Genomic DNA, 25,937 nt, shown 5'->3' on the forward strand with positions numbered 1-25,937 from the left:
GGGTCTCCCCGGGAACTCGTCTCGGGTTCCCGGGGAGGTCTCGCTAAGCGCGGCAGAGGAGTTCTCCGTGGGGGATCATCAGCCACGATTCCTCGGAGGCGCCCCAGGCTTTCCAGGCGTCGGAGATCGCCTGGAGGTCTTCGGCGGTGGCGTGGCCGCCGTCGAGGGCCTGCTTGGCGAAGTCGGAGTGGAGGCTGCGGTCGGCCCAGAGGCCGCCCCACCAAGTGCGGTCCGGCTCGTCGGAGAACGTCCAAGTGGAGGAGGTCGCCTCGATCGCCGTCTCGGGGAACCTGGCCTTGAGCGCCCAGGACTTGAGGCGGCGGCCCGCATCGGGCTCGCCGCCGCCCGCTCGGGCGACCGTCTCGTAGAGGTCGAGCCAGTGGGTGAGCCCCGCGGACTCGGGGAACCAGGTGAAGGCCGCATAGTCGCTGTCGCGCACCGCGATCAGCCCGCCGGGCTTCGCGACGCGGCGCATCTCGCGCAGCGCCTGAACGGGATCGCTCACGTGCTGGAGCACCTGGTGCGCGTGGACGATGTCGAACGTGTCGTCAGCGAACCGAAGACTGTGGACGTCGGCCTGCTCGAACGTCGTGTTGGTGAGCCCGCGTTCGGCCGCGGCGGCTTCGGCCTTCGGCAGCACGTCTGCGATGTAGTCCGCCCCGGTCACGTGCCCGTCGTGGGCGATCTCGGCGAAGTCCGCGGTGATGGTCCCGGGCCCGCAGCCGATGTCGAGGATCGTGTGGTCGGTCTTGAGGTACGGCAGCAGGTACGCCGCCGAGTTCTCAGCGGTGCGCCAAGTGTGCGAGCGCAGGACCGACTCGTGGTGACCGTGGATGTACTTCGCAGTCTCATGTGCCATGGCGCAGAGACTACCTCCGCCGTATCAATTATTGGGAGAAGGATTCCACCATACGGTCACCACCCGCGGCGCTGGGCGAGCCAGTCGGCGGCTGCGAGGCCGCTCCAGCGTTGGTGGGGGCGTAGATAGGGGGAGACGTCGGGGATCGGGGGGTGGGCGGACTCGCCGAGGTAGTAACCGGTGATGGAGGCGAGGGCGGTGTCGAGTTGGTCGGGGGTGACGCCGGCGGCGGTGGGGTGGGCCCAGAAGAGGGCGTCGGCGTCGTGGCCGTCGCCGTGGGCGGCGACGAGGAAGCAGGCGGTGTCGAACCAGGGGGAGTGGACCTGGACCCAGTTCCAGTCGCAGATCCAGGCTTGGGACGCGCCCACGATCATGTTGTCCGGGCGCAGGTCGAAGTGCATCACGGCGTCGGACTCCATCGCCTTTTCAATGCCCGATTCCAATTCGGCCAGGTCGGTGAGTCGATGCCTCAGAGGGTCCGGGACGAAGAAACGCTCCTGGGTGCCCTCCGCTACTCCTGTGAACTGGCGGAGTTTGTCGTCGATCGGGTCGGCTCGGACGCCCAGGTTCAGCAGGGACTCCGGGGCGGGGGTCAGAGCCTCGGCCGCTTTCGCCCATGCCTCCAGCATCAGGTCGAGGTCCCCCGGGGACATGGGGAACGTCGGGGCCTTGCCGTCCACGCACTCGAAGCCGAGGACGGTCCAGTCGTCGAGGTCCGCGGCGAACTCCAGGCGGGGGGCCGGGACGTCGGCGGGGAGAGCGGCGTTCACGAGGGCTTCCCGGCGGGAGGCCGCGAGGGCCCAGGGGCGGTCGGGGCCCGCGGCCTTGATGAAGAGCTCGGCGCCTGAGTCGGAGCGGACGCGGGCGGCGAAGGCGCTGCCGAAGCCGCCGCCGGCCATGCGGATCTCGGCGGGCGGGCCGCCGAGCTCCTCGACCACGGTGGCGCGCACGGCCTCCGGGAGGGTCTCCCAGCCGGTGCGGACGGCGGTGCGGTCGTACGGGACGGTCTCTCCGAATCGGGACATGTGGAGAGTCTGACCCCTGTTCACCAGGCCCGCAATCGGTTTTGGGGCGTGAAGCGGCCCTCGCGGCCGTGGTGGGGGCGGCAGCGAGGGCCGGGTCTATTCTAGGCGCTCGCGAGCAATGAGGGAATGACCACGGGCAGTACATAGCAGCCGATGTCGCCGACCTCACTCCGGGTGAGGGCCCACTTGGCGGTGCGGGCGTCGCGGCACAGGACCACGAACGCCACCATGCAGCTGAGCGCGCGCTGCGCGTCGGTCATGAACTGGAGCCACGAGTCCGCCTGCGCCGGATCGGGTTCGAGGACGGCGTCGAAGAGGACCGCGATGACGCGCTCGCCGTCCTTGGAGTAGGCCGCCGCCACGCACACGCGCAGGCGGTTCGGCTGATCGGGGAGGGTGAGCGTCCTGCGGCTGACGGCGATGTCGTCGTAGTCGGGGAGGTCGGGGCCGTCGGTGAAGTTGTACAGGTCCGTGGCGAATTCGGGGCGGGTCTCCATCAGCATGGCGAGGAGTTCGTTGTACTCGATCGACATTCGAGTTCCTAACTTCCGCGTGGGGTCACAAAAGGTGGGTTGTAGGAACAACGAAGACACGACATTCCGGTTACGGGTAATCGGCGCGGTTTGGGGAGGAAACTTGCGGATGAGTCATGTTCCTCGCTGGTAACTTCTGAAACGCCAAGGGGCGCGGCGGGATCACTCCCGCCGCGCCCCCGTGAAGCGTTCTTACAGGCCGAGCTGGTGCTCGAAGTTGCCTTCTTCGATGCGCTTGGTGACCGCTTCGAGGTAGCGGGCCGCGTCGGCGCCGTCGATCAGGCGGTGGTCGTAGCTCAGGGTCAGGTGCATGACCGAGCGCACCGCGATCACTTCGCCCAGCTCGGGGTCGTTGATCACGCGGGGGCGCTTGACGATCGCGGCGGTGCCGAGGATCGCGGACTGCCCGACGGGGACGATCGGCGTGTCGAACAGCGCGCCGACCGAGCCGGTGTTGGTGATGGTGAACGTCGCGCCGAACAGGTCGTCGGGCGCGAGGCCGCCGTCGCGGGCCTTCTTGGCGATCTCGGCGATCCGCTTGGCCAGGCCCGGGATGTTCAGGTCGCCGGCGTTCTTGACGACCGGGACGATGAGGCCCTTGGGCGTGTCCACCGCGAAGCCGACGTGCTCGGCCTCGGGGTAGCTGATCGTCTTCTCCTCCATGTTCATGGTGGCGTTGACGACCGGGTACTGCTGGAGCGCCTCGATCGCGGCGATCGAGAAGAACGGCAGGAAGGAGAGCTTCACGCCGTGGCGGGCGAGGAACTCGTCCTTCTTGGCCGCGCGGAGCTTCGCCACCTTCGTGACGTCCACTTCGCGCACCGTGGTGAGCTGCGCAGTGGTCTGCATCGACTGGAGCAGCGCCTTGGCGGCGGCCTGGCGCAGGCGCGACATCTTCTCGGTGCGGCCGCGGAGCGGGCTGACCTCGGCGGGGGCCGGAGCGGCCTTCGCCGGGGCGGCGGCCGCGGGGGCCTCGACCTTCTTGGCGTCGATGAGCGCCTGGACGTCCTCCTTGCGGATGCGTCCGCCCACACCGGACCCGGAGACGGACGCGAGGTCCACCCCGTTGTCGGCGGCGAGTTTGCGCACCAGCGGCGTCACGTAGGAGCCGGAGGGCTTGGAAGCGGACGGCGCGGCGGCCGGGGCGGCGGCGGGAGCCGCGACCGGGGCCTCGGCGACCTCGGGGGCGGCCGGGGCCGGAGCGGTCGGCGTCGAGACGGCCTGGGCCGGAACGGGTTCCGGCTCGGACTTCACCACGGGAGTGGGCTCGGGAGCCGGAGCAGCGGCGGCGGCGTCGCCGGAGCCGATGATCGCCAGCACGGAGCCGACCTCGGTGGTCTCGTCCTCGGCGACGCGGATCTCCAGCAGCGTCCCGGCGGCCGGGGACGGGATCTCCGTGTCGACCTTGTCGGTCGAGATCTCCAGCAGCGGTTCGTCGACCTCGACGGTGTCGCCGACGGCCTTGAGCCAAGTGGTCACGGTGCCCTCGGTGACGGACTCGCCCAGCTCGGGGAGCTTCACCTCGGTGCCGGACGCGGCGGCGGCCGGGGCCGGAGCAGCGGCGGGCGCTGCGGCGGGGGCCGGAGCGGCCTCGGCCTTGGGGGCCTCGGGCTCGGGCAGCGGCTCCTGGGCGGGCGCGGGCGCCGGGGCGGCGGGGGCGGCCCCGCCGGCCTCGGACGGGTCGCCGATGATGGCGAGCTCGCCGCCGACCTCGACGTCGGTGTCCTCGGGGACCACGATCTTCAGCAGCACACCGGCAACCGGGGAAGGAACCTCGGTGTCGACCTTGTCGGTCGAGACCTCCAGGAGCGGCTCGTCGACCTCGACGGTGTCGCCTTCCTTCTTGAGCCACTGGGTGACAGTGCCCTCGGTGACCGACTCACCGAGAGCGGGCATCGTTACCGATGTCGGCATCGTTCGTTCAACTCCTGCGGTTGTGGATTAGTCGTGGGCGTGCAGCGGCTTGCCGGCCAGCAGCATCGCCGCTTCGCCGATCGCCTCGTTCTGAGTGGGGTGCATGTGGATCAGCTGGGCGACGTCGTTCGCGTAAGCCTCCCAGTTGTAGATCAGCTCCGCTTCGCCGATCTGCTCGGAGATGCGCGCGCCGACCATGTGGACGCCGACGATCGGGCCGTCCTCGACCGCGACGAGCTTCACGAAGCCCTGGGTCTTGAGGATGTTCGACTTGCCGTTGCCCGCGAGGTTGTAGTTGACCGACTTGATCTTGTCGGCGCCGTACTTCTCCTTGGCCTTGTCCTCGTTGAGGCCCATCGAGGCCACCTCGGGCTCGGTGAAGGTCACGCGCGGGATGCCGGTCTCGTCGATGACGGCCGGGTTCAGGCCCGCGATGTGCTCGGCGACGAAGATGCCCTGGAGGAAGCCGCGGTGCGCGAGCTGGATGCCGGGGACGATGTCGCCGACGGCGTAGACGCCGGGGACCGCGGTCTGGAGGTTGTCGTTGACCGGGACGAAGCCGCGGTCGAGGGCGATGCCCTGCTCCTCGTAGCCGAGGTTCGCGGTGACGGGGCCGCGGCCGACGGCCACGAGCACGAGGTCGCCTTCGACGACGGTGCCGCCCTGGATGGTCACCTGGACGCCCGAGGCGGTCTTCTCGACCTTCTCGAAGAACTTGCCGGTGTGGAACTTGATGCCGCGCTTGCGGAACGCGCGCTCCAGCTGCTTGGACGAGTCGGCGTCCTCGGCCGCGATGAGGCGGGGGAGGCCCTCGATGATCTCGACCTCGACGCCCAGGGACTTCCAGGCGGAGGCGAACTCGACGCCGATGACGCCGCCGCCGATGACGATGGCCTTGTTCGGCAGCTCGGTCAGCTCCAGCGCGTGCTCGGAGGCGATGATCTTCTCGCCGTCGATCTCAAGGCCGGGGAGGGTCTTGGAGTACGAGCCGGTCGCCAGGATGACGTGCTTGCCGGTGACGGTCTGCCCGCCGTCGACCTGCACCGCGTTCGGGCCGACGAGCTTGCCGGTGCCCTGGATGAAGTCGACCTTGTGGGCCTTGACCAGGCCCTGGAGGCCCTTGTACAGCTTGGAGACGACGTCGTCCTTGTACTTCTTCACTGCGGGCATGTCGACGCCCTTGAACTCCGCGAGGATGCCGAACTGCTCGGACTCGCGGGCGGTGTCGGCGACCTCGCCGGCGTGGAGCAGCGCCTTGGTGGGGATGCAGCCGCGGTGGAGGCAGGTCCCGCCGACCTTGTCCTTCTCGATGAGGGCCACCTTCAGGCCCAGCTCAGCGGAGCGGAACGCCGCCGCGTAGCCGCCGCTGCCGCCGCCCAGGATGACGACGTCGTATCCTGCGTTCGGGTCGCTCATTGCTCTCCCCACTTGCCACTTAACGGATGCTTAGGTTCGCTGCCCATCCTTCCACCGGCCGGTACTCGTGGTCGCCCAGACCCGGTGCTTGGAGTGTGCAACACCATTCAACCGCTTGCTGGGAGCTTCGGAAAGTCAAGTTCGTGTGCGGCTGGACACAGGCGTCATAGCGCGTGTGTACGCTTGAAAGTCGACATCGGCGGGTGCGTGAGGAGCGGTCGTGGGCTGGTTCGGACGGAAGAAGAAGCAGGGCGACGGGACGCTGGACCGCGCCTCCGACAACGGCGACCAGCGCCACCTGGTCGAGTTCATCAGCACGCGCACCGGCGTCGAGGCGTACGTCGAGCCGAAGACCACCGTCACGGAGACCACGGTCATGCTCATCGCGCACGACGGCGAGTGGACGCGGCGCCGCGTCGACGGCCCCGCGGGCGCGTTCGCCCTGGGCCGCAAGCACAACGTGCCGGTGTACGAGGTCGCGAAGGTCGGCTATCCGCAGCGCAAACGGGACTACGACGCCCGCAAGAAGCTGGAGCGGCAGCGCCGCCAGTAGACGCGAAGCGGCCGGCCCTCCCGGACCGGCCGCGTTCGTTAATTCTCGTGCACATTCCCGCCACGCGGCGGTGAACTAGGCGGCGTGCTCCTCCAGGAGCGCCACCAGCGTGCGCACCGGCACCCCGGTCGCGCCCTTCGCCGTGTACCCGTGCGCCGAGTCGGAGTCGGCGGGGCCCGCGATGTCGAGGTGCGCCCACGGGATCTCCTCGGGCACGAACTTCGACAGGAAGATCCCGCCCTGGATCATGTGCCCGTCGCGCTTGAGGCCCGCCGCGCACTGCGAGACGTCCGCGATCGAGGACTCCATGAGCTTGACGATGTCGTCGGGGAACGGCATGGGCCAGCCGTGCTCGCCGGTCTCCTCGCCGATGCGGCGGACCCGCTCGGTCTCGGAGTCGGTGCCCATCAGGCCCATGGTGCGGCGGCCGAGCGCGATGAGCTGCCCGCCGGTGAGCGTCGCGACGTCGTAGACCGCGTCGGGTTCATCCTCGACGGCCCGCGAGAGCGCGTCGGCGAGGACCAGGCGGCCCTCGGCGTCGGTGTTGAGGATCTCGACGGTCATGCCGTTGCGGATGGTGAGCACGTCGGAGGGGCGGTACGCCGAGCCGGAGACGAGGTTCTCCGCGAGCGCGACGGTGCACGTCACGTTCACGTCGAGGCCCAGCTTCGCGGCGGCGATCGTCGCGCCGACCACGGCCGCGGCCCCGGCCATGTCGTACTTCATCTCCCACATGCCCGCGGCGGGCTTGATCGAGTAGCCGCCGGAGTCGAACGTGATGCCCTTGCCGACGAGCGCGATGTGCTTGCGCGCGCCCTCGGGCCGGTACGACAGCCGCACCAGGCGCGGCTCCGCGGCGGACCCGCCGCCGACGGCGAGCACGCCGCCGTACCCGCCCGCCGAGAGCGCCTCGGCGTCGAGGATCTCGACCTCCAGGCCCGCCGCGGTGGCGGCCTGCTCGATCTCGATCGCGAACGTCGGCGGGCGCAGCAGGTTCGCGGGGGAGGACACCCAGTCCTTGACGAGGGCGACGCTCTCGCCGAGGACCCGCGCCCGCGCCACGGCCGCCTCGGACGCGCCGTAGACCGCGATCGACTCGGGGGCGGCGTCACCGCCGCCGTCGGTCTTGAAGCCCTCGTACTTGTACGCGCCGAGGGCCGCGCCGGTGGCCGTGGCCTCCGGGTCGCCCTCGAACGCGATCGCGACGGCGGCCTTCCCGAACGCGGCGCGCACCGCGGCGCCCGCGGCCCGGCGCAGCGTCTCGTCGTCGAGGTCGTCGGCGTCGCCCAGGCCCGCCGCGTACACGAGGTCCGCGTGGAGCCCCGCGGGCGCGGGCAGGCGGGTGAGCGACCCGGCCGCCCCGGTGTTCCCGAGTGCAGCGAGCTGCGCGGCGAGGCGCCCCTCGAACTCGGCGTCGACGCCGGCGAGGCTCTCGGGGAGCACGGGCGCGTCCTCGCCGGAGAAGACGCCCACGACGAGGACCTCGACGTCCGCGTTCGCGGCGTCGCCGGAGGCGCTCAGCAGATCAGTCACGATCGTTCCTTAGCTGTTTCGGGGACCAAATGCTCCGATCCTAGCCACTGGGACGCGCACGATAGGCTCTGTCCCATGTCCGAACCGTCGCTGCTCACCTCACCGCTGCACTCCCGCCACATCGAACACGGCGCCAAGTTCGCCGAGTTCGCCGGCTGGGACATGCCCCTCCAGTACCCGAGCGGGGTGCTCGCCGAGCACCAGGCGGTGCGCACCGGCGTCGGCGTCTTCGACGTCTCGCACCTGGGCAAGGTCTGGGTGACCGGCGAGGGCGCCGCGGCGTTCGTCAACCGCTGCCTCGCGAACGACCTCGACCGGGTCGGCCCCGGCGGCGCCCAGTACACGCTGTGCCTGGACGAGTCCGGCGGCGTCGTGGACGACCTCATCGCGTACCGCTTCGGCGACGACCAGGTCTTCCTGATCCCCAACGCCGCCAACACCACCGAGGTCGCCCGCCGCCTCGCCGCCGCGGCCCCCGAGGGCGTCGAGGTCCGCGACGTGCACCGGTCCTTCGCGGTGATCGCCGTGCAGGGCCCCGAGTCGCCGCGCATCCTCGAATACCTCGGCCTGCCCCACGAGCACGACTACATGAGCTTCCGCGAGCACCTCGTGGACCACGCCGACGTCATCGTCTGCCGCTCCGGCTACACCGGCGAGACCGGCTTCGAGCTGGTCGTCCCCAACGAGGCCGCGGGGGACCTGTGGGACGCGATGCTCGTCGCCGGCGCCGCCCCGTGCGGCCTCGGCGCCCGCGACACGCTGCGCCTGGAGATGGGCTACCCGCTCCACGGCCAGGACCTCTCGCTCGACATCACCCCCGTGCAGGCCCGCCTCGGCTGGGCGATCGGCTGGGACAAGCCCGAGTACTGGGGCAAGGCCGCGCTCGACGCCGAGAAGGCCGCCGGGCCGCGCCGCCGTCTGTGGGGCCTGGAGGCAACCGGCAAGGGCGTCCCGCGCGCCCACATGACCGTTCTTGACGGTGACACGGTGGTCGGCGAGACCACCTCCGGCACCCACGCGCCGACCCTGAAGAAGGGCGTCGCCCTCGCGCTCCTCGACGCCGCGTACAAGCCCGGCGCGGAGCTCGAACTCGACGTCCGCGGGCGGCGCCTCGCGGTGCGGGTCGTCAAGCCCCCCTTCACGAAAGCCACTCCCAAATAGACCGCGGTCAACCCTGACCTTGCCTGGCGCGACGTTCTCAGATAGCGTTTACCAGAACCTCGCAGACGAAGGAGTCACATGTCAGGCACCCCGCATCGCTATGCCATCGTCGGGACCGGATCGCGCGCCACGATGTACGTCAGGGCCATCATCGAGCGGGGTGACCGGACCGCGCTCGTCGCGCTGGCGGACACGAACCCGAAGCGGATCGCCCACCACGCCGCCGCGGTCGCCGAAGCGGGCCTGCCCGCCCCGGCCCTCTACGCCGCCGCGGACTTCGAGCGCCTCCTCGCCGAGACCGACCCCGACACCGTCATCGTCACCTCGGTCGACGCCACCCACCACGAGTACATCCTCGCCGCGCTCGCCGCGGGCAAGGACGTCATCTCCGAGAAGCCGCTGACCACCACCGCCGAGCACGCCGCGCAGATCCTCGAAGCGGAGCGCAACTCGGCCGGGACGGTCACCGTCACCTTCAACTACCGCTACAACCCGCTGCACGAGAAGGTCGCCGAGCTCCTGCGCGAGGGCGCGATCGGCGAGATCACCTCCGTGGGCTTCGACTGGCTCCTCGACACCCGCCACGGCGCCGACTACTTCCGCCGCTGGCACCGCGAGGAGGCCAACTCCGGGGGGCTCCTCGTCCACAAGTCCGGCCACCACTTCGACCTCGTCAACTGGTGGCTCGACGCCGCCCCGGTGCGCGCCTTCGCCAAGGGCAAGCTCGCGTTCTACGGCGAGAACGGGAAGGCCAACGGCCACGACCGCGGCTACGCGCGCGTCCACGGCGCCGAGGCCGCGAAGGACGACCCGTTCGCGCTCCACATGGAGGAGAACGCGACCCTCAAGGCCCTGTACCTCGACGCGGAGGGCGAGGACGGCTACGTCCGCGACCAGTCCGTGTTCGCGCCGGGCGTCACCATCTACGACGACATGATGTCCCTCGTGGACTACGACTCCGGCGTGACGCTCTCGTACCGGCTCACCGCGTACTCGCCCTGGGAGGGCTACCGGGTCCACTTCAACGGCACCCAGGGGCGGCTCGAACTCCTCGTCGTGGAGAACGACCACGTCAACCCGGCCCTCAAGGGCCCCAACGGCGCCAGCATCCACGGCACCCACGCCGCGGCCGAAGAGGGCTGGTACGAGCTCACCGTCCACCCGTTCTGGACCAAGCCCGAGAAGATCGACCTCGGCGAGTACAACCGCGCCGGGCACGGCGGCGGCGACACCCGCATGCTGGGCGTCCTCTTCGACGGCGACACCGACCCGCACAACCGCTCCGCGAACGCGCAGGACGGCCTCAACGCGCTGGCGGCGGGCCTGGCGTCCAACGAGTCCATCCGCACTGGGCAATCGGTTGCCGTTGCCGACCTCTTCAAGCTGGGGGAGTAGATGACGCTCCATCCCGACCGGCTCTTCCCCGCCGACGAGCGCACCCGCGCCATCGCGCGGGAGATCCACCGCAACACCGCGGACCTCCCCCTGGTCAGCCCCCACGGGCACGTCGACCCGCGGCTCATGTCGGAGAACCGGCCGTTCCCCGACCCGGCCCGCCTGTTCGTCGTCCCGGACCACTACCTGACCCGGATGCTGTACGCGCAGGGCGTGCGCCCCGACGAGCTCGGCGTCCCCTCCGCGGCCGGTGAGCCCTCCGAAGTAGACGGGCGCACGATCTGGCGGCGCTTCGCGAAGCACTACAGGCTGTTCCGCGGCACGCCCTCGAAACTGTGGCTCGACTACACGTTCGCCGAGGTCTTCGGGATCTACAAGGACCTCGGCCCCGACACCGCCGACGAGTTCTACGACCACCTCTCGGCGCGCCTCGCCGAGCCGGCGTTCCGCCCGCGGGCCCTGTTCGACAAGTTCAACATCGAAGTCCTCGCCACGACTGAGTCCCCGGTGGACTCGCTCGAACCGCACGCGGCCCTCGCCGCGCTCCCGGGCGCGGGCGGCCGCAAGTGGGGCGGCAGGGGCGGCAAGGTCGTCACCACGTTCCGGCCCGACAACATGATCGAACCGGGCTGGCCCGGCTGGAAGGAGCGCGTCGAGCAGCTCGGCGCGATCACCGGCGAGGACACCGCCACCTTCGACGGGTTCCTCACCGCGCTGCGCAGGCGCCGCCAGGACTTCATCGCCGCCGGTGCCACCTGCACCGACCACGGGAACCTCACGGCCGCAACCGAGGACGACCCGAAGGCCGCCGCGGGCATCTACGCCCGCGCGCTCGCCGGGGAGGCCACCGAGGACGAGGTCCTGCGCTTCCCCGCGCTCATGCTCGTGGAGTTCGCGCGCATGAGCGTCGACGACGGCCTGGTCATGCAGCTCCACCCCGGCGCCAACCGCAACCACAACCAGTGGCTGTACGAGGGCTGGGGCCGGGACGTCGGCGGCGACATCCCCGACGCCACCGAGTACACGCGGGCCCTCAAGCCCCTGCTCGACGCGTTCGGCAACCACCCGCGCTTCCGCATCGTCCTCTACACCCTGGACGAGACGGTCTTCAGCCGCGAGATCGCGCCCCTCGCGGGCGGCTACTCCGCGGTCTTCGCGGGCGCCCCCTGGTGGTTCCTCGACTCCCCGGAGGGCATGCGCCGCTTCAGGGAGGCGATCCACGAGACCGCGGGCTTCTACAACACCGCCGGGTTCGTCGACGACACCCGCGCGTTCTGCTCGATCCCGGCCCGCCACGACCTGGCCCGCCGCATCGACGCCTCCTACCTCGCGCGCCTCGTCGCCGAGCACCGCATGACCGACAGCGAGGCCGCCGAGACGGCGATCGACCTCGCCTACAACCTCCCCCGCAAGATCTACGGATTGGAACAGTAAGTGCCGACTCGAATCGAACGCCTCGAAGTCCACGACGTCCGGTTCCCGACCGCGACCGCAGGCGACGGCTCGGACTCGATCAACCGGGCCGACTACTCCGCCTGCTACGTGGAGCTGTTCACCGACGGCGGCCCCACCGGCACCGGCTTCACCTTCACCGGCGGCCGCGGCACCGAGATCTGCGTCCAGGCCGTCAAAGCCTATGCGCCCCTCGTGGTCGGCAAGACCGTCGAGGAGATCTTCGCGGACCCCGTCGAGTTCTCCCGCTCGATCGTCCAGGAGCCGCAGATCCGCTGGCTCGGCCCCGAGAAGGGCGCCACCCACATGGCCGTCGGCGCGATCGTCAACGCCGTGTGGGACCTGCGCGCCAAGCTCGAAGGCAAGCCCATGTGGCGCCTCCTCGCCGAGATGGACTCCGCCGAGCTCGCCGCGCAGGTCGACTACCGCCACATCGAGGACGAGCTCACCTACGACGAGGCCGTCGCGATCCTCGAAGAGGGTCGCATCGGCTACGAGGACCGCCTCAAAGTCCTGGAGAACGACGGCTTCCCGGCCTACACGACCTCCGTCGGGTGGCTCGGCTACTCCGACGACAAGGTCCGGGCCCTCACCGAGCAGGCCGTCGCCGACGGCTGGACCGCCGCGAAGATGAAGGTGGGCTCGCCCGACGTCGCCGACGACGTGCGCCGCGCCCGCATCATCCGCGACGTCCTCGGCCCCGACCGGCTCCTCATGATGGACGCCAACCAGATCTGGTCCGTGCCCGAGGCGATCGAGAACATGCGCCAGCTCGCCGCGTTCGACCCGTACTGGATCGAGGAGCCCACCCACCCCGACGACATCCTCGGCCACGCCAGGATCGCGAAGGCCGTCAACCCGATCCGCGTCGCCACCGGCGAGGTCGCCGCCAACCGCGTCATCTTCAAGCAGCTCCTCCAGGCCGAGGCCATCAAGGTCTGCCAGATCGACGCCTGCCGCGTCGGCGGCATCCCCGAGGTCCTCGCGACCCTCCTCATGGCCGCCAAGCGCGGCGTGGACGTATGCCCCCATTCGGGCGGAGTCGGACTCTGCGAATACGTGCAGCACCTCGGCATGTTCGAATACCTTCGGATCGGGAAGACCCTGGAGGGACGCATGATCGAGTACGTCGACCACCTGCACGAGCACTACACGGACCCCGTCACCGTCGTGGACGGCCGCTACCGGCTCCCCACGCAGCCCGGCTACTCGGTCACCCTCAAGGCCGAGTCCATCGCCGAGTTCTCCTACCCGGACGGCCCGGCGTGGAGCGCCTGAGCAACGAGGTCCTGAAGCGGCTCCCCGGGGACGTCACCGTCCCCGGGGACCGCCCCGACCGCTCCGGGATCCTCCACCTCGGCGCGGGCGCGTTCCACCGCGCCCACCAGGCCGTCTACACCGACGACACCGACTGGGGCATCACCGTCGCCGCCCCGCGCTCGCGCGACGTCATCGACGCCCTCGCCGCGCAGGACGGCCTCTACTCCGTCGCCACCCTCGGCCCCGACGGCGCCGACCTCCGCGTCATCGGCTCGATCGTGGACACCCTCCACGTCGCGAGCGAACGCGACCGCGCCGTCGCCCTCGTCGCCGACCCGGCCACGCACGTCGTGACGCTCACCGTCACCGAGAAGGCGTACCGCGACCCGCAGGGCGTCCCCGGGCTCCTCGCCGACGGGATCGCCCGCCGCGCCGCCGACGACGGCCCGCCGCTCACGATCCTGTGCTGCGACAACCTCCCCGACAACGGGAAGACCACCCGCGCCGCCGTCGAACCGCTGCTCGGCGACGCCGCCCGCGCCTGGGCCGAGACGCACGTGACGTTCCCCTCCAGCATGGTCGACCGCATCGTCCCCGCGTCCACGCACGCCACCTACGAGCGCGCCCTGGCCGACCTCGGCGTCACCGACCTCGCCGCCGTCGAGGCGGAGCCGTTCTCCCAGTGGGTCATCGAGGACGACTTCGCCGGGCCCCGCCCCGGCTGGGACGCCACCTACACCGGCGACGTCGCCGGGTGGGAGCGCCTGAAGCTGCGCACCCTCAACGGCGTCCACTCCACGCTCGCGTACCTCGGCGCGCTCGCCGGGACCGAGACCGTCGCCGAGGCCCTCGCGCTCCCGGGCGCGGAGGACTTCGCGCGCTGGCTCGTCTCCGAGCAGATCGCGCCGTCGTTCACGCCGCCGGACGGGCAGGACACCGTCGCGTACGGCGACAGCGTCCTGGAGCGGTTCGCGAACCCCGGCATCCGCCACCGCTGCATCCAGATCGCCATGGACGGCTCGCAGAAGCTCCCGCAGCGCCTGTTCGCCACCATCGGCGACCTCGCCGCCGCCGGGATCGACCTCGACCTGGTCGCGCTGCCGCTCGCCGCCTGGACCCGCTTCTGCGCCGGGAAGGCCGACGACGGGAGCGACCTGCCGCTGGACGACCCGCTGCGCGACGTGCTGCGCCAGAGCCTCGCCGCGGCCGGCCCGAACCCGGCCGCGAGAATCGACGCGATCCTCGGCATCCGCCAGATCGTCCCCGCACCCCTCGCCGACAACCACCAGCTGCGCCGGGCCGCCGCCAAATGGCTGCGCGAACTCGACCGGCACGGCGTCGCCACCACCCTGGAGCACCTGTGACAACGAGCATCCCGCGCGTCGCCCTCGTGGGCGCCAACGGCTTCGGCCTCCACCACCGCGAGCACAACCTCGCCCCCCGCGTCGCACGCGGCGAACTCGCGTTCGTCGGCATGTGCGACACCGCCGAGATCCAGGAGCGCCCCGGCGCCCCCATCGGCGACACGCCCGTGTTCGACGACTACCGGGCGATGCTCGACGCCACCGACCCCGACGTCGTCATCATCGCCACGCCGCCGCCCTCGCACCTGCCCATCGCGGGCGACGCGATGCGCCACGGCGCCGACATCTACCTGGAGAAGCCCCCGGTCACCAACCTCGACGAGTACCGCAGGCTCTACGACGTCATGACCGAGACCGGCCGCAACGTGCAGGTCGGCTTCCAGGCCCTCGGCTCCCACGCGTTCAACGCCGTCCGCGACGCCATCGAGGCCGGCCGCTTCGGCGAGATCGAGTCGATCGGCGTCGCCGGGTCCTGGCAGCGCCCCGACTCCTACTACCGCCGCTCCGCGTGGGCCGGGAAGCGCGAGCTCAACGGCACCCTCGTCGCCGACGGCGCCCTCGCCAACCCGTGGGCCCACGCCTCCCAGCAGGCCATCGCCCTCGCCGGCGACTGGCCGCTCCAAGGCCCCGTCGAGCTCGAACGCCTCCGCACCCGCGAGTCCGTCCAGGTGGACGACACCGCCGCCTGGCGCGCCGTCAACAAGAACGGCGTCCGCATCACCGTCGCCGTGACCCTCTGCGGCGACAGGAAGGTCGAAGGCGACATCTACATCAAGGGCACCGAGGGCGAAGCCTGGTACGGCTTCCGCGAGGACCTCCTGCGCCTCCCCGGCGAGACCGAGGCGAAGCAGTACGGCACCACGAACCTCCTCGACAACCTCCTGGCCCACCGCCGCCGCGGCGTCGGCCTCATCTCCGGCCTGCGCCGCGCCAAGCCGTTCACCGGCGTCCTGGAGCAGGTCCTCACCTCGCCCGTCCCGCGCCTGGTGGACGAGAAGCACCTCGAACGCGTCGGTGCCGTTGACAACCCTGACGACCCCGTCACGATCCTCAAGGGCGTGGACCAGGCCGTCGTGGACGCCGCCACCCAGGGGAAGCTCTACAGCGAACTCGGCCTCCCCTGGGCCTGAACCGAAGCGACGGCCCCCGGCACCAGCCGGGGGCCGTCCTCGTATCCGGCTACTTGGCGCCCGCGCCTCCCGTCACGATCGACTTCACGTTCGCAGGGGTGTCCAGCGTGAAGCTGTACGGCACGCCCGCGACGGAGCCGCTGGAGACCGGCGTCGGCGAGTTCACCAGGTGGTTGTTGCGGGAGACGATGCGGCCGCCCGCGGAGTCGCCCTGGCCGATCTCGGCCGGGGACGAGGTGTTCTCGATGTAGTTGCCCTCGAAGATCACCCCGGCGTTCATCGTGGTCGCGACGCCGTAGTCGTTGACGCTCGCGTAGTAGTTGCTGAACACGTGCACCGGCTCGCCGAAGCGCACCCGCGGGTTCCGCTGGTTCGTGTCGTTGAACCAGTTGTGGTGGTAGGACACGCGCAGGTGCCCGATGTCCTGGCCCCCGTTGTCGTCCGAGTGGCCCAGCAGCATCGTCTTGTCGGTGCCCTCGAACCGGTTCCACGACACCGTGATGTAGTCGGAGCCGCGCTTGATGTCGCACGAGCCGTCGTAGCCCGGGTAGAACGTGTTGTGGTCGACCCAGATGTTCGTGGAGCCCTCCTGGACGTTGATCCCGTCGTCCGAGTAGTCCCGGAACACCAGGTTCTGGATGATCACGTTGCGCACCGCGTTCATGTTCAGGCCGCCGCCGGTGATCGTCGCGCCGGAGTTCCCGATGATCGTCGTGTTCGACCCGACGTTCACCATGCCCGACAGGGCGATCGTGCCGCTGACGCGCACCACCTTCGCGGAGGAGCCGCTCACCGCCGAGGTGAACGCCGACGCCGAGGAGACCGTCACCGCCGAGGCGCTCCCGCCGCCGGTGGTCCCGCCGTTCTGCGTCGCCCAGCCCACCAGGCCCGTCGTCGGCGTCGAGCCGCCGGCCGGCACGAGCTGCCACTGCTGGTTGTACCCGTTGAGGTAGTCGTACTGGGAGATCCGCGACCCCGGGGTCGTCGACCACTCCCACACGTCGAGCGCCTTGCCCGAGAAGCGGTTCACGAACGTCGCGTACCCGCCCGACTCGGCCACCAGCCACTGCTGGTTGGTGCCGTTCAGGTCGTTCCACTGGGCGATGGTCGCGCCGTTCGCCGCGTTCCACTCCCACACGTCGAGCACCATGTTCGAGTGCCGCGCCTGGATGCGGTAGTAGCCGCCGCCGGAGTCGACGAAGCGGAACTGCTGGTTGGTGGTGCCAGTCTGCGTGTACTGGATGAGCTCCGCGCCGCCCGCGGTGCTCATGTTGAGCACGTCGAGGACCAGGCCCGAGTGCCGGGACTTGACGAAGTACCAGGTGCCGGGGGTGACCGCTTGTGCCGGGGAAGCGGCCCACAGGCCCGCGGACGCGGCGACGGGGACGGCCGCGGCGAGACCCGCGACCTTCCAGAAGCCGCGCCTGGTGTGGCCGTGCCGGTTGCTGTCCATGAGACAGGGGTCCTTTCTATGGAGGGGAGGTCCAACATATCGATGAACCTGAATGTTGACGGTAACCCGACGTGGACAACGTTTGCAAGTGGACGGTCCGAAATAGATAGAGGCGGGGCCGGTGGGGGAGCACCGGCCCCGCCTGGCACGGGACGTGAACTGTTGCGGGTGGGGCTAACTGGCCCCGGCGCTGGCGGTCACCACCGACTTCACCTGCGAGGGCGTGGTCAGCGAGTACCCGTACGGAACGCCGCCGACCGAGCCGCTCGACGCGGGCGTCGAGGTGTTCACCAGGTAGTTGTTCCGGGAGACGATCCGGCCCGGGTCCGAGGAGCCCTCGCCGATGTGGACGGCGTCGTCCGCGTTCTCCAGGTAGTTCCCCTCGAACAGGACGCCGGCGTTCTCGGTGGTGGCGACGCAGTACGAGCCGATGTTGGCGTAGTAGTTGTTGTAGACGTGGACGGTCTCGCCGAACCGCACCCGCGGGGTGCGCTGGTTTGTGCCGTTGAACCAGTTGTGGTGGTAGGTGACCCGCAGGTGGCCGATGTCCTGGCCCCCGTTGGAGTCGGAGTGGCCCAGCAGCATCGTCTTGTCGGTGCCGTTGAACCGGTTCCAGGACACCGTGATGAAGTCCGAGCCGCGCTTGATGTCGAGCGCGCCGTCGTAGCCGGTGCCGAAGGTGTTGTTGTCGAACCACAGGTTCGTGGACGAGTCCTGGACGTTGATCGCGTCGTCGGACCAGTTGTTGAACCGCATGTTGAACACGATGACGTTGCGGTCGGAGTCGAAGTTGAGGCCGCCGCCGGTGAACGTGGCGCCCGAGTTCCCGATGATCGTGGTGTTGGAGCCCACGTTCACCATGCCGGACAGGGCGATCGTGCCGCTGACGCGGACGATCTTGGCGCTGCTGGAGGCGACCGCGGAGGTGAACGCCGAGGCGGTGGTCACCGTGGTGGTGGGCCCGCCCGCGCCGCCGGTGGTGCCGCCGTTCTGCGTGGCCCAGCCGGTGAGGCCGGTCTGGGCGAACGCGGGTGCCGGGTCGAAGGCGGTGACCGAGAGCGCGGCGAGCGCCAGCGCCGCGACGAGCCCGAGGACCCGTCTGGCCGTGAGGGAGACGATCGTCGACATTGACGAACCTTCCTTTCGTTGGTGAGGGAGACGCAACATATCGATATGTGTCTATTTCTCACGGTAAAACAGAGCGGACAGCGTTTGCAAGCGGTCGGCCCCAGATCTCCCGGCTCGGCAACCGGTTGCTGTAGACGTGATTGTCGGGTCGTGCTACAAACTCCCCATGGCTCTTTTCGACCTCCCCTTGGAACAGCTCCGCGAGTACCGCCCCGACGTGCCCGAACCGGCCGACTTCGACGAGTTCTGGAAGACGACCCTCGGCGAGGCCGGCGGGTTCGGCCTCGACGTGCGGCTCGAACCGTACGACGCCGGGCTGGTCGCCCTGGACGTCCAGGACGTCACCTTCGCCGGGTGGGGCGGCCACCCGATCAAGGCGTGGCTGGTCAAGCCCAAGGGCTTCGAGGGCCCGCTCCCGTGCGTCGTGGAGTACATCGGCTACTCCGGCGGCCGCTCCTACCCGTGGGCGCACACCACGTACCCGGCGGCGGGCTGGGCGCACTTCGTCATGGATACCCGCGGCCAGGGCTACGGCAACTGGCAGCCCGGCGACACCGCCGACCCCTACGGCACCACCGGCCCCACCAACAAGGGCTGGATGACGCAGGGCCTCGAAGCGCCCGAGCACTACTACTACCGGCGGGTCTTCACCGACGCGTACCGCGCGGTGGACGTCGCGAAGGGCCTCGACGGGATCGACCCGGACCGGATCGTGGTCGCGGGCGGCAGCCAGGGCGGCGGCATCACCCAGGCCGTGGGCGGCCTGCGCTCCGACGTCGCGGGCGCGATCGTCGACGTGCCGTTCCTGACGCACTTCCAGCGCGCCGTGACGATCACCGACGGGTTCCCGTACCAGGAGATCGTCGAGTTCCTCTCGGGCCAGCGCCTGCGCGAGGACCGGGTCTTCGAGACCCTCAACTACTTCGACGGCCTGCACTTCGCGGCCCGCGGCACCGCGCCCGCGCTGTACTCGGTGGGCCTGATGGACGACATCTGCCCGCCGTCGACGGTCTTCGCGGCGTACAACCGCTGGCAGGGCGAGAAGCGGATCACCGTGTGGCCGTGGAACAAGCACGAGGGCGGCGGCGTCCACCAGCGCGGCGAGCACCTGAAGTTCCTCGCAGAACTCAGGTAGACGACGAGGAAGGGCGGGACCGGATGGTCCCGCCCTTTCGCTATGCCTCGCGGATCTTCAGCCGCTCCAGCGCCTCGTCGTGGAGGAGCCCGTTCGTGGCGAGCGCGGACCCGCCGTCGGGGCCGGGGCGCCCGCGCAGGTCGGTGAAGGTCCCGCCGGCCTCTTCGACGATGAGGGCGAGCGGGGCCAGGTCCCACAGGGCCACTTCGGGTTCGGCGGCGATGTCGACGGCGCCCTCGGCGAGGAGGCAGTACGAGTAGAAGTCGCCGAAGCCGCGCTCGCGCCACGCCTCGTGGAGGAGGCCGAGCATGGCGCCCTGGCGGTCGAGCTTGGCCCAGCCGGTGATCGAGGAGATGCTCACGGAGGCGTCGGCGAGCTTGCCGACCTTGGACACGCTGATGCGCTTCCCGGCGCGCTGGTCGCGTCCGGCGAAGGCCCCGGCGCCCTTCATGGCCCACCAGCGGCGGTTGAGCGCGGGGGCGGAGACGACGCCGACGACGGGCTCGCCGCGGTCGAACAGGGCGATGAGCGTGGCCCAGATCGGGACGCCGCGAACGTAGTTGCGGGTGGCGTCGATCGGGTCGATGACCCATTTGCGGCCGGAGGCGCCCGGGTTGTCGCCGTACTCCTCGCCGTAGATGCCGTCGCGGGGGCGGGCGCGTCCGAGCGTGGAGCGCAGCACCTCTTCGATGGTGGTGTCGGCGTCGGTGACCTCGGTCATGTCCGGTTTCGACGAGACGCGCAGGTCCGAGGAACGGAACCGGCTCGTGCCGATCTGGGCCGCGGAGTCCGCGAGCAGATGCGCGAGGCCGAGATCGTCGTTGTAGCTGGAAGAGGGCATGGGCTCATCCTACTGACCCGGCCCCCGGTCTCAGTTCTTCGAGTCCGCTTCGTGGAGCGAGGCGAGGACGCGGCGGAAGGAGGCGAGGCGTCCGGCGCGCGGGTCGTCGGGCCCGATCTCGGCGTCGAGGGCGCAGTCGCCGATCTCGGGGGTGTGGGTGCAGCCGCGGGGGCAGTCGCGGGCGACCTCGGCGAGTTCGGGGAACGCCTTGAGGATCGAGTCGGCGGTGACGTGGGCGAGGCCGAAGGAGCGGACGCCGGGGGTGTCGATGACCCAGCCGCCGCCGGGCAGCTCGAAGGAGACGGTGCTGGTGGAGGTGTGGGAGCCCTTGCCGATGGACCGGACCTCGCTGACGGCGCGCCCGGCGCCGGGGACGAGCCGGTTGACGAGGGTGGACTTGCCGACGCCGGAGTGCCCGAAGAACACGTTCTCCTTGTCGCGCAGGAGGTCGACGAGTTCGTCGAGGGGGCTGTCGGGCTCGGTGGCGACGATGGTGAGGTCGAGCTGCGAGTAGTAGGCCCGCACTTCCTCGACCATCGTCGGGGCGAGGTCGTTCTTGGTGAGGCACAGGATGGGCGCGACCCCGGCGTCGTAGGCGGCGACGAGGCACCGGTCCACGAACCCGTAGCGCAGCGGCGGGTCCACGGTGGAGGCGACGACGACGAGGCGGTCGACGTTGGCGACGACGACGCGCTCGGTGGCGTTCTCGTCGTCGGCGGAGCGCCGCAGCTCGCCGTGGCGCTCCTCGATCCGCACGATGCGCGCGAGGGTCCCGGGGTTCCCGGTGAGGTCGCCGACGAGGCCCGCGCGGTCGCCGACCACGATGGACTGCTTGCCGAGTTCGCGGGCCTTCATGGCGGTCACGGTGGTCTCGCCGACGCGGCAGGTGTAGCGGCCGCGGTCGACGGCGGTCACGAAGCCCTCCTGGGCGTTCGCGTGCTTGGGCCGGATCTTGGTGCGGGGGCGGGAGCGCCGGGAGGCGCGCACCTTGACGTCGTCCTCGTCCCACTCCTCTTCGTCGTCGTCGGGGTCGACGTCCCAGTCCGGGTTCGGCAACGGCTATTCCTTCCCGCGCACGGCCTGCTCCCAGACCTCCGCGAAGTCCGGCCAGGTTTTGGAGGTGCAGGCGACGTCGTCGAGGACGAGGCCGGGGACGACGAGTCCGGCGACGGCCCCGGCGTGGGCCATGCGGTGGTCGGCGTAGGTGCTCCAGGTGCCGCCGGGGCCGCGGCCGCCGGAGTTGACGCGGAAGCCGTCCTCGTACTCGTCGACGTCGGCGCCGATCTTGCGCAGCTCGGTGACGAGCGCCGAGACGCGGTCGGTCTCGTGGCCGCGGATGTGGGCGACGCCGCGGATCGCGAAGGGGCCCTGGCTGACGCCGAAGAGCGCGGCGAGCGCGGGGGTGAGCTCGGCGGCGTCGGCGAGGTCGAGTTCGCCGGGGATGGGCTCGCCGGAGCCGACGGCGGTCAGGCCCCCGCGGCTCCACTCGACGCGGGCGCCGAGCTGGGTGAGCAGGTCGCGGACGGCGTCCCCGGCCTGGGTGGTCTCGGTGGGCCAGCCCTCGACGGTGACGGTGCCGCCCGCGGTGGCGGCGGCGATGAGGAACGGGGCGGCGTTCTGGAGGTCGGGCTCGATGGTCCAGGTGCGGCCCTGGAGTTCGCCGGGGGCGACGCGCCAGCGGTTCGGCTCGGAGTCGTCGACGTCGGCCCCGGCCTGGCGGAGCATGTGGACGACCATGTCGAGGTAGGGGCGGCTGGGCACGGGCCGGTCGCCGGTGTGGCGCAGGTCGATGCCGTCGGTGAACCGCGGGGCGGCCATGAGCAGTGCGGACACGAGCTGCGAGGTCTTCGACGCGTCCACTTCGAGGGCGCCGCCGCGCACGGACCCGGTGGCTTCGACGGTGAACGGCAGGGCGAGGCGCCCGCCGTCCTCGATGCCGACGCCGAGGGCGCGGAGGGCCAGGATGACGCCGTCGTTGGGGCGCTTGCGGGCGTGCGGGTCGCCGTCGAAGGCCACGGGCCCGTCGGCGAGGGCCGCGACGGGCGGGAGGAACCGCATGACGGTCCCGGCGAGGCCGCAGTCCACGGACGTGCCGCCTTGGAACGCGCCGGGGTTGACGGTCCACGCGTCGTCGTCGGAGGTGTCCACGCCGACGCCGATCGCGCGGAGCCCTTCGACCATGAGGAGGGTGTCGCGGGCGATGAGGGGGCGCTCGATCGTGCTGGGTCCGGCGGCGAGCGCGGAGAGGATGAGGGCGCGGGCCGTCATCGACTTCGAGCCGGGCACGCGGACGACCGCGTCGAGCTCGGCCTCCGCGTACGGGGCCTCCCAGCGGCGCTTCTCGGGGGCGGCGGTTGCGTTCACGCCCGCCAGTCTAGTGGTCCGGTGTGCGGGAACCGGGTGGTCGCCGGACCGGGGTGGCGCCCCGGCGGATCCGCCGGAAATGGAGGAGCCGGATTGTCGGTGGCGGGGGTTACGGTACGGGGATGTGCGGAAGGTACGCGAACAGCAAGTCGAGCCCCAGCATGGCGGCGCTCTTCGACGCCGAGGACCTCATCGCGGGCGCGTGGACCCCGAGCTTCAACATCGCGCCCACGGTCCAGGCGCCGGTGGTCCGCCGCTCGAAGTCCCGCGAGGAGCGGGTGGTGGAGCTGGCCCGGTGGGGCCTGGTCCCGCCGTGGGCCTCGGACCCGGCGATCGGGGCGCGGATGTTCAACGCGCGCATCGAGACCGTGGCGACCTCGCGCGCGTACAAGCGGCCGTTCGCGACGCGGCGGGCGCTCGTTCCGGCCGACGGCTGGTACGAGTGGCGCAAGCTCCCCGGCGGCGGCAAGCAGCCCTACTTCTTCACCCGCCCCGGCGGCGTGGTCTTCGCCGGGCTCTGGGACACCTGGAAGGACGGCGACTTGACACTCCTCACCTTCACGGTGCTCACGTGCCCGGCCATGGGCGAGGCGATGGAGACGATCCACGACCGCATGCCCTACGTCCTCCCGCCCGAGCGGTTCACCGCCTGGCTGGGGGAGGAGGACGCCGACGAGGGGGAACTCCTCGCGGGTCCGCTCCCGTCCCTGCCGGGGGACCTGGAGATCCGGAAGGTCGGGCGCGGCGTCGGCCGCGCCTCGAACGACGGGCCGGAACTGATCCGCCCGGCCGACGGCGAGGAGGGGCCGTCCGTGCTTCCTGGATTGTGAAGTCAATCACACCACTGCATCGGTATCTGTACCACAACTCGTCGGTCTTTCGTGTACAAGCCGTCGCCGGCTGAAGGGAACGCTTCCCCGCGTCTCGGCGTAGACGCCCGGAAGGGCTGCGGCGGCAGTGAAAAAGGGAGGCAGCAATGCGGCGAATCCGCCCCGAGGAAGTAGCCCGCGCCCGGAAGGACCCCCGGCTGCTCGACGCCGCCGAATACCGCAACGAGTCCCTCGTGGGCTCGTACCGGATGAGCGGCGACGACTGGCTCCGCCGAGGCAACTGCGCCGAGGCCGAGCCCGACGTCATGTACCCCGAGCCCCGCGAGCCCATCGACGAGGCCCTGGCCATGTGCGCGTCCTGCCCGGTCCGCACGCCCTGCCTGGTGCGCGCCCTCGAAGCCCGCGACCGCCACGGCGTCTGGGGGGCCACCGCGCCCCGCGAGCGCCGCGCCATGATCGAGGTCTGGAAGGACATCAACCCCCTGGCCGTCGGCGCCTAGCGCCCCCGGCTCGAACGGCCGCGACCGCCCCGCCCCAGGGCGACCTCGCGGCCTTTCCGCTGTTCGGGGGAGGAAAGGAACCTCCCCGGACCGGCGGCGGTGTCTGGTCCGCCGGCCCGGGGCGGGTACTGGGAGTTCACGCCCCGGCTCGCGCCGCGGCGATCAAGGCCCTTCCGGGCCCACTGTCGTTAACGACCGCGCGCACCGAAAGTTACCGATTCAATCCACAAAGTAATCATTTCGGATGGTTCCTCGAAAGCACACCGGTTCGCCCCGTCCCGGCGTCCCAGCTCCCGCAGTGTGGCCGATCCGACTCCCGCATTCCGCTCCCGGCGGAATGAACCCGCACGCGCCGCTGTTGAGCCCGGTGAGTCTCCGACCTCGCTGTAAGGAGCGCATCGCATATGACCACCACCGTCCGCGGCCGCGAAGACGAGCGCCTGGCCGCTCTCCTGAGCGGACCCGAATGGTCGCCCGCCTACGGGTCCGATCCCGTCGTCGGCGTCACCGCCGCAGGTATTTCCGCCGTCCCCGCCCAGGGCCCTGCCGTAGGCTCGGCTTCTGAGGCCGACGAGAGGGAGACGGTGACCGAGGCAGGAAGCGAGACCGCCCAGGAGCGGCGCGCGCGGTTCGAGCGCGACGCCATGCCCCTGATCGACCAGCTCTACGGCGCCGCCCTGCGCATGACGCGCAACCCGGCCGACGCCGAGGACCTCGTCCAGGAGACCTTCCTCAAGGCGTACTCGAAGTTCCACCAGTTCCGCGAGGGCACCAACCTCAAGGCGTGGCTGTACCGGATCCTCACCAACACGTACATCAACACGTACCGCAAGAAGAAGCGCCAGCCGCTCACCTCGCCCACCGACGAGATCACCGACTGGCAGCTCGCCGACGCCGAGTCCCACTCGGCCTCCGGCCTGCGCTCGGCCGAGACCGAGGCCCTCGACCACCTGCCCGACTCCGACGTCAAGGACGCCCTCCAGCGCCTCGGCGAGGACTTCCGCCTCACCGTGTACCTCGCCGACGTCGAGGGCTTCTCCTACAAGGAGATCGCCGACATCATGGGCACGCCCATCGGCACCGTCATGTCCCGCCTGCACCGCGGCCGCCGCCAGCTCCGCCAGCTGCTGAGCTCCTACGCCGCCGACCGCGGCCTCTCGCCCGCACAGGAGGGCCAGTCGTGACCAGTGAAGCGGACAAGCCCCACCTCGACTGCCGCGAGGTGCTCGAAGAGGTCTACCTGTACATCGACGAGGAATGCTCCGACGTGCGCCGCGGCGTCATCAAGGACCACCTCGAAGAGTGCTCGCCGTGCCTCTCGGAGTACGGCATCGAGCAGGAGGTGCGCGCCATCGTGCACCGCTGCTGCTCCAAGGAGGTCGCCCCCGACGACGTCAAGGAGCGCCTCCGCCAGAAGCTCCACGCCATCGAGCAGGTCAGCGAGCTGTTCAGCGAGGTCGCCGAGCGCGATCGCTGACCGCGCCCCGGCGCACCCCGCTCAGGCGGCGTTCGCCTCGACCATGCCGATCGAGATCTGGAGCGACGCCTCCCGGATCTCCTCCTCCGAGTCGTCGACCCGCGGGTACGTGATCCAGTTGCTGTAGAGGGTCGTGATCGCGTCCCACGCGCGCATGCGGTGGATCAGCGGCGCGTCCCCGTCGACGAGCAGCCCGTGCAGGCGGCGCTGGCGCAGCCTGAACACCGACATGCGGTCGAGGCGGGTGAGCGCGGCCTGGTTGTTCTGCATGAACCGCAGCACCGGCACGTGCGCGCGGATGACCTCCGCGTAGCGGCGCAGCAGCTCGGTGCGGGTGCCCAGGACCCTCGGCTGGGTGTCGCCCCAGTCGCAGATGCCGTCCAGGTCGTTCGCGTAGGACTCGAAGAAGCTCGCCGCGATGTCTTCCTTCGTCTTGAAGTGGTAGTACAGCGCGGCCTTGGTGACGCCGAGGTGCTCGGCGATCTCCCTGAGAGAGGTGTGCTCGTAGCCGTGCTCGCTGAAGAGCGCGATCGCGGTCTGCTGGATCCGCTCGCGGGTGCTCGGCTGGTTCTGCTCGCGCGGTTCGCGCGGCGACTCGGTCATGTGGGCAAGTC

24 protein-coding genes are annotated in these 25,937 nt (G+C 70.6%); 12 read left to right on the forward strand and 12 right to left on the reverse strand.

The annotated features are described in order from the left end of the window. Nucleotides 1-43: 43 nt before the first annotated feature. From AB0A65_RS20495 to lpdA, 5 genes are all read right to left on the reverse strand, one after another. Entirely contained in the window at nucleotides 44-859 is an 816-nt protein-coding gene (locus AB0A65_RS20495) for a class I SAM-dependent methyltransferase (RefSeq protein WP_359953347.1), read from the reverse strand. Nucleotides 860-915: 56 nt separating this feature from the next. Further along, nucleotides 916-1,884 carry an aminoglycoside phosphotransferase family protein gene (locus AB0A65_RS20500; protein WP_359953349.1) on the reverse strand — a complete coding sequence of 323 codons (969 nt, stop codon included), beginning with the start codon at nucleotides 1,882-1,884 and terminating at the stop codon, nucleotides 916-918. A gap of 101 nt (nucleotides 1,885-1,985) precedes the next feature. Further along, nucleotides 1,986-2,417, reverse strand: a complete 432-nt coding sequence (locus tag AB0A65_RS20505; protein WP_359953351.1) for a hypothetical protein — start codon at nucleotides 2,415-2,417, stop codon at nucleotides 1,986-1,988. 192 nt (nucleotides 2,418-2,609) lie between these two features. Continuing rightward, entirely contained in the window at nucleotides 2,610-4,331 is a 1,722-nt protein-coding gene (sucB, locus tag AB0A65_RS20510) for a 2-oxoglutarate dehydrogenase, E2 component, dihydrolipoamide succinyltransferase (RefSeq protein ID WP_359953353.1), read from the reverse strand. A 27-nt stretch (nucleotides 4,332-4,358) separates the two neighbouring features. Beyond that, complete coding sequence (gene lpdA / locus AB0A65_RS20515) at nucleotides 4,359-5,747, reverse strand: dihydrolipoyl dehydrogenase (protein WP_359953355.1); 1,389 nt, start codon at nucleotides 5,745-5,747, stop codon at nucleotides 4,359-4,361. Nucleotides 5,748-5,967: 220 nt separating this feature from the next. Here lpdA and AB0A65_RS20520 point away from each other — a divergent pair, with 220 nt between their 5' ends. Continuing rightward, the gene (locus AB0A65_RS20520) at nucleotides 5,968-6,300 is read left to right on the forward strand and encodes an oxidoreductase (RefSeq protein WP_359953357.1); all 333 of its coding nucleotides are present in this window, start codon (nucleotides 5,968-5,970) and stop codon (nucleotides 6,298-6,300) included. Nucleotides 6,301-6,375: 75 nt separating this feature from the next. Here AB0A65_RS20520 and AB0A65_RS20525 read toward each other — a convergent pair whose 3' ends face one another. Then, nucleotides 6,376-7,833 carry a leucyl aminopeptidase gene (locus AB0A65_RS20525; RefSeq protein ID WP_359953359.1) on the reverse strand — a complete coding sequence of 486 codons (1,458 nt, stop codon included), beginning with the start codon at nucleotides 7,831-7,833 and terminating at the stop codon, nucleotides 6,376-6,378. Nucleotides 7,834-7,908: 75 nt separating this feature from the next. On the opposite strand from AB0A65_RS20525, the gene gcvT reads away from it, so the two are divergent. The 6 genes from gcvT (at nucleotide 7,909) to AB0A65_RS20555 (ending at nucleotide 15,595) form a co-directional block, all read left to right on the forward strand. Further along, entirely contained in the window at nucleotides 7,909-8,994 is a 1,086-nt protein-coding gene (gene gcvT / locus AB0A65_RS20530) for a glycine cleavage system aminomethyltransferase GcvT (RefSeq protein WP_359953361.1), read from the forward strand. Between the two features lie 78 nt (nucleotides 8,995-9,072). Further along, complete coding sequence (locus AB0A65_RS20535) at nucleotides 9,073-10,389, forward strand: Gfo/Idh/MocA family oxidoreductase (RefSeq protein WP_359953362.1); 1,317 nt, start codon at nucleotides 9,073-9,075, stop codon at nucleotides 10,387-10,389. Further along, nucleotides 10,390-11,823, forward strand: a complete 1,434-nt coding sequence (gene uxaC / locus AB0A65_RS20540; protein ID WP_359953364.1) for a glucuronate isomerase — start codon at nucleotides 10,390-10,392, stop codon at nucleotides 11,821-11,823. Continuing rightward, nucleotides 11,824-13,119, forward strand: coding sequence for an enolase C-terminal domain-like protein (locus AB0A65_RS20545; RefSeq protein ID WP_359953366.1), 1,296 nt, complete (start codon nucleotides 11,824-11,826; stop codon nucleotides 13,117-13,119). Further along, complete coding sequence (locus tag AB0A65_RS20550; RefSeq protein ID WP_359953368.1) at nucleotides 13,107-14,465, forward strand: mannitol dehydrogenase family protein; 1,359 nt, start codon at nucleotides 13,107-13,109, stop codon at nucleotides 14,463-14,465. Before AB0A65_RS20545 ends, AB0A65_RS20550 begins: the two co-directional genes overlap by 13 nt. Continuing rightward, on the forward strand, nucleotides 14,462-15,595 hold the full coding sequence (locus tag AB0A65_RS20555) for a Gfo/Idh/MocA family oxidoreductase (RefSeq protein WP_359953370.1): 1,134 nt from the start codon (nucleotides 14,462-14,464) through the stop codon (nucleotides 15,593-15,595). Before AB0A65_RS20550 ends, AB0A65_RS20555 begins: the two co-directional genes overlap by 4 nt. A 49-nt stretch (nucleotides 15,596-15,644) precedes the next feature. Here the strand turns inward: AB0A65_RS20555 and AB0A65_RS20560 are convergent, their stop codons facing one another. Both AB0A65_RS20560 and AB0A65_RS20565 read right to left on the reverse strand, forming a co-directional pair. Then, a complete protein-coding gene (locus AB0A65_RS20560; RefSeq protein ID WP_359953372.1) occupies nucleotides 15,645-17,048 on the reverse strand; it encodes an RICIN domain-containing protein in 1,404 nt (467 codons plus the stop codon). 174 nt (nucleotides 17,049-17,222) lie between these two features. Continuing rightward, the gene (locus AB0A65_RS20565) at nucleotides 17,223-18,176 is read right to left on the reverse strand and encodes a pectate lyase (RefSeq protein ID WP_359953373.1); all 954 of its coding nucleotides are present in this window, start codon (nucleotides 18,174-18,176) and stop codon (nucleotides 17,223-17,225) included. 166 nt (nucleotides 18,177-18,342) lie between these two features. On the opposite strand from AB0A65_RS20565, the gene AB0A65_RS20570 reads away from it, so the two are divergent. After that, entirely contained in the window at nucleotides 18,343-19,311 is a 969-nt protein-coding gene (locus tag AB0A65_RS20570; protein WP_359953375.1) for an acetylxylan esterase, read from the forward strand. A 40-nt stretch (nucleotides 19,312-19,351) separates the two neighbouring features. Here AB0A65_RS20570 and hisN read toward each other — a convergent pair whose 3' ends face one another. From hisN to aroA, 3 genes are read right to left on the reverse strand one after another with little or no spacing between them, the layout of a single operon-like run. After that, the gene (gene hisN, locus AB0A65_RS20575; RefSeq protein WP_359953377.1) at nucleotides 19,352-20,152 is read right to left on the reverse strand and encodes a histidinol-phosphatase; all 801 of its coding nucleotides are present in this window, start codon (nucleotides 20,150-20,152) and stop codon (nucleotides 19,352-19,354) included. Nucleotides 20,153-20,182: 30 nt separating this feature from the next. Next, entirely contained in the window at nucleotides 20,183-21,208 is a 1,026-nt protein-coding gene (gene rsgA / locus AB0A65_RS20580) for a ribosome small subunit-dependent GTPase A (RefSeq protein ID WP_359953379.1), read from the reverse strand. Nucleotides 21,209-21,211: 3 nt separating this feature from the next. Beyond that, on the reverse strand, nucleotides 21,212-22,516 hold the full coding sequence (aroA, locus tag AB0A65_RS20585; protein WP_359953380.1) for a 3-phosphoshikimate 1-carboxyvinyltransferase: 1,305 nt from the start codon (nucleotides 22,514-22,516) through the stop codon (nucleotides 21,212-21,214). Nucleotides 22,517-22,638: 122 nt separating this feature from the next. Between aroA and AB0A65_RS20590 the strand changes: the two genes are divergently transcribed. The 4 genes from AB0A65_RS20590 (at nucleotide 22,639) to rsrA (ending at nucleotide 25,323) form a co-directional block, all read left to right on the forward strand. Then, complete coding sequence (locus tag AB0A65_RS20590) at nucleotides 22,639-23,346, forward strand: SOS response-associated peptidase (RefSeq protein WP_359953382.1); 708 nt, start codon at nucleotides 22,639-22,641, stop codon at nucleotides 23,344-23,346. Nucleotides 23,347-23,492: 146 nt separating this feature from the next. Then, nucleotides 23,493-23,846 (forward strand): WhiB family transcriptional regulator, encoded by a 354-nt coding sequence (locus AB0A65_RS20595; RefSeq protein ID WP_359953383.1) that lies wholly within the window; start codon nucleotides 23,493-23,495, stop codon nucleotides 23,844-23,846. Nucleotides 23,847-24,250: 404 nt separating this feature from the next. Next, nucleotides 24,251-25,030 (forward strand): sigma-70 family RNA polymerase sigma factor, encoded by a 780-nt coding sequence (locus AB0A65_RS20600; protein ID WP_359953384.1) that lies wholly within the window; start codon nucleotides 24,251-24,253, stop codon nucleotides 25,028-25,030. Then, nucleotides 25,027-25,323 carry a mycothiol system anti-sigma-R factor gene (gene rsrA, locus AB0A65_RS20605; protein WP_359953386.1) on the forward strand — a complete coding sequence of 99 codons (297 nt, stop codon included), beginning with the start codon at nucleotides 25,027-25,029 and terminating at the stop codon, nucleotides 25,321-25,323. The genes AB0A65_RS20600 and rsrA overlap by 4 nt, the downstream gene beginning before the upstream one ends. Nucleotides 25,324-25,344: 21 nt before the next feature. Here the strand turns inward: rsrA and AB0A65_RS20610 are convergent, their stop codons facing one another. Then, nucleotides 25,345-25,926, reverse strand: coding sequence for a TetR/AcrR family transcriptional regulator (locus AB0A65_RS20610; RefSeq protein ID WP_359953388.1), 582 nt, complete (start codon nucleotides 25,924-25,926; stop codon nucleotides 25,345-25,347). Between the last annotated feature and the right edge of the window lie 11 nt (nucleotides 25,927-25,937).

Source organism: Glycomyces sp. NPDC047010 (assembly GCF_040644205.1).
GTDB lineage: Bacteria > Actinomycetota > Actinomycetes > Mycobacteriales > Micromonosporaceae > Glycomyces.

Excerpts from the sequence above, each read along its gene's own strand:
- AB0A65_RS20495 (WP_359953347.1), bottom strand. The coding sequence starts at position 859 with ATGGCACATGAGACTGCGAAGTACATCCACGGTCACCACGAGTCGGTC.
- AB0A65_RS20500 (WP_359953349.1), bottom strand. The coding sequence starts at position 1,884 with ATGTCCCGATTCGGAGAGACCGTCCCGTACGACCGCACCGCCGTCCGC.
- AB0A65_RS20505 (WP_359953351.1), bottom strand. The coding sequence starts at position 2,417 with ATGTCGATCGAGTACAACGAACTCCTCGCCATGCTGATGGAGACCCGC.
- sucB (WP_359953353.1), bottom strand. The coding sequence starts at position 4,331 with ATGCCGACATCGGTAACGATGCCCGCTCTCGGTGAGTCGGTCACCGAG.
- lpdA (WP_359953355.1), bottom strand. The coding sequence starts at position 5,747 with ATGAGCGACCCGAACGCAGGATACGACGTCGTCATCCTGGGCGGCGGC.
- gcvT (WP_359953361.1), top strand. The coding sequence starts at position 7,909 with ATGTCCGAACCGTCGCTGCTCACCTCACCGCTGCACTCCCGCCACATC.
- AB0A65_RS20535 (WP_359953362.1), top strand. The coding sequence starts at position 9,073 with ATGTCAGGCACCCCGCATCGCTATGCCATCGTCGGGACCGGATCGCGC.
- uxaC (WP_359953364.1), top strand. The coding sequence starts at position 10,390 with ATGACGCTCCATCCCGACCGGCTCTTCCCCGCCGACGAGCGCACCCGC.
- AB0A65_RS20560 (WP_359953372.1), bottom strand. The coding sequence starts at position 17,048 with ATGGACAGCAACCGGCACGGCCACACCAGGCGCGGCTTCTGGAAGGTC.
- AB0A65_RS20565 (WP_359953373.1), bottom strand. The coding sequence starts at position 18,176 with ATGTCGACGATCGTCTCCCTCACGGCCAGACGGGTCCTCGGGCTCGTC.
- AB0A65_RS20570 (WP_359953375.1), top strand. The coding sequence starts at position 18,343 with ATGGCTCTTTTCGACCTCCCCTTGGAACAGCTCCGCGAGTACCGCCCC.
- hisN (WP_359953377.1), bottom strand. The coding sequence starts at position 20,152 with ATGCCCTCTTCCAGCTACAACGACGATCTCGGCCTCGCGCATCTGCTC.
- AB0A65_RS20590 (WP_359953382.1), top strand. The coding sequence starts at position 22,639 with ATGTGCGGAAGGTACGCGAACAGCAAGTCGAGCCCCAGCATGGCGGCG.
- AB0A65_RS20595 (WP_359953383.1), top strand. The coding sequence starts at position 23,493 with ATGCGGCGAATCCGCCCCGAGGAAGTAGCCCGCGCCCGGAAGGACCCC.
- AB0A65_RS20600 (WP_359953384.1), top strand. The coding sequence starts at position 24,251 with ATGACCACCACCGTCCGCGGCCGCGAAGACGAGCGCCTGGCCGCTCTC.
- AB0A65_RS20610 (WP_359953388.1), bottom strand. The coding sequence starts at position 25,926 with ATGACCGAGTCGCCGCGCGAACCGCGCGAGCAGAACCAGCCGAGCACC.